The sequence below is a fragment of the Lactiplantibacillus dongliensis genome, assembly GCF_005405105.1.
GTDB lineage: Bacteria > Bacillota > Bacilli > Lactobacillales > Lactobacillaceae > Lactiplantibacillus > Lactiplantibacillus dongliensis.
The window spans coordinates 1-2,325 of sequence record NZ_BJDK01000067.1; the positions used below are offsets into that span (position 1 = coordinate 1).

Here is a 2,325-nt window from a genome sequence, read left to right on the forward strand (position 1 = left end):
GTTTCGATAAAAACTATTAAATACTGGCATTCATCCCGCGATTAAAATCGCAGGTTTTCTGCTTGGTTTTTAATAAACCGTGGTTTTTGCCAATTAAAACGTCCGCCTTAAGCGCGTAACGTCATTTTTCCTTCGACTTGATCGACAATGGTGACCGTTCCTGGTGCCACCTGGTCACGTGTGGGCTGTTGACCCGCCAACTCAAACCATAATGTCCGTAAAGCAGCCGCATTAATGGCAACTAACACATTACCATCTGCCGGTGTTCCAGCCGTAACTTGCGCTAATCCAGCCGTATATCGTTCCCAGAACTCAGCCCCGCTTTCAGCCAAACTCGCGGCATCATGGTCATGCAACAAACTTTGTAAGTCGCGTGGCGTTTGGTCAGCTTCAAAGGCGGCCAGACTTGGATAACCTAGCTTAGTCGCAAAGCCTGACCAGACGGCGGCTTGTTCGAGACCTTCAAAGCCCCCGTAGAATGGTCCACGTAAGGCCAACTTCGTATGAATCTTAGGCTTTGAAGCCTGAGCTGCCAAGACTGCCCGCACCGTTTGGACACCGCGACTCGTATCACTCGTATAAGCTGTCGCAAACTTAACATCTGCTAACTGCCGGCCGACAGCTTGACTGGCTTGCAGGCCAGCCGGTGTTAATGGCGTACCGCTCCAGCCTTGGAAACGGTCCAATTGATCGAAGTAAGTCGTCCCAGTAACGACCAAATATAAGGTGATAGCTTTCATCGTGGGTCCCTCTTTTTTCATGTATTTTCATTTGTCTAACCACTATAACACGAAAGCGAGCCATTCCGCTGAATGACCCGCTCAATTAATCTATTAACTTGCTTGATTAACGCACGACCAAGACTGAAATTGGTGCATGCTTTGCCATATAGGCCGCTTGTGATCCGAAATATCTCCGGACACCCTTTTTAGAAATTGACCCAATCACTAACAAATCTGGTTTTAAGGCCGGAATAATATCCTTAACAATCGTTTCACCAGGATCACCTTCATCAACGACGGTCGTGACATCTTTAATCCCAAATTGTTCAGCTAACTTTTGATATTGCTGAACATGCGCTTCGAGATCGGACCGCTGGCCATGAATAAAATCTTTACTCATGGCTTCGTAGACATTCATATTATCCTGTTCGAGAATCGACACAATCGTCAACTTCGCGCCATCGGATTTGGCACGATTAATCGCATAACGAAAGGCTAACTGGGCATCATCTGAGTCATCGACCCCCACTAAAATATGTTTAAATTCCTTGGGACTCATTTCTGACATTTTTGACCGCTCCTTATTGTGCAAAATTAACTGCTTAACTACCTAGATTTTCAGTTAAAATCAGTTATTTGTCAACTTTCTCGGTCGGTTTATTTTCTTTCAAGACTCGCGCTGGATTCCCAACAACGACCACGTTATCAGGGAACGAATGGGTCACCACGGCGCCAGCTCCAACGACCACATTATTGCCTAAAGTAACACCAGGCAAGACCATCGCACTACCACCAATCCAGACATCATTACCAATTGTAATGGGCGCCGTCCGTTCCGCTTCCGTCCGCCGAACCGTTGGATCAAGCGGATGGACTGGTGTATACAAGCCGACTTTAGGTCCAAACTTGCAATCATTCCCGATTTTAACCACGCCTTCGTCACAAATCGTGACACCGTGGTTTGCATAAAAGTGATTACCAATTGTGATATTGACGCCATAGCTAAATTCAAACGTTGGTTCCACGAAGAAACGGTCGCCAACTGAGCGTAACAGGCCCTTCATTTTAGCATTACGTTCATCATTATCCGCAATCTGGTTGTATTGCATAATACTCGTCCGGACATCATTCCGTAGCTTTAGTAGCTTTGGAGATTCCATGTAGAGCTCGCCATTGATCATTTGTTGGTACGCTGAATCTTTATCGATTTCCATGCTGAACTTCCTTTATTTGAGTGTTGGTTAGTTTAGAATTCATTAACTTTCTGAAGAAACCATACATTTAGCATACCACACTGCTAAACCGATTGTTTTTGGAGCCGATATTAAGCTTACGCTTGGCGCTAGTTGGTTTAAATTGCCACTCTGGTTGACCCAGAATCGGCTGGAACGTGGTGGCCGCGTTTGGAAGCTAAGTGCGGTCTTCCACAAGCCAGGGGTTATCTAAGTCGGAAAATCGCCAACTAAGATAAACGACACCACTGAGCCAATTCTGAGCCGCCCGTCGTTAATTATTGGCTATTTATAAACTAACGCTTGGTGCTAGTTGATTTGGTTTATAGTATCCACTAATAAGCATTGTTCTAGCCTAGCTTGAAAGCCTC

The 2,325-nt window shown here is 45.5% G+C and carries 3 protein-coding genes; all 3 read right to left on the bottom strand.

Annotation, left to right across the window (positions count from 1 at the left end; all coding sequences use genetic code 11):
* Nucleotides 1–107: 107 nt before the first annotated feature.
* The 3 genes from FFM80_RS14390 to FFM80_RS14400 all read right to left on the bottom strand — a co-directional run bounded on the left by FFM80_RS14390 (nt 108) and on the right by FFM80_RS14400 (nt 1,936).
* On the bottom strand, nt 108–740 hold the full coding sequence (locus FFM80_RS14390) for a histidine phosphatase family protein (protein ID WP_137641423.1): 633 nt from the start codon (nt 738–740) through the stop codon (nt 108–110).
* Nucleotides 741–846: 106 nt separating this feature from the next.
* Nucleotides 847–1,290, bottom strand: a complete 444-nt coding sequence (locus FFM80_RS14395) for a universal stress protein (protein ID WP_137641424.1) — start codon at nt 1,288–1,290, stop codon at nt 847–849.
* Nucleotides 1,291–1,354: 64 nt separating this feature from the next.
* The gene (locus tag FFM80_RS14400) at nt 1,355–1,936 is read right to left on the bottom strand and encodes a sugar O-acetyltransferase (protein WP_137641425.1); all 582 of its coding nucleotides are present in this window, start codon (nt 1,934–1,936) and stop codon (nt 1,355–1,357) included.
* Between the last annotated feature and the right edge of the window lie 389 nt (nt 1,937–2,325).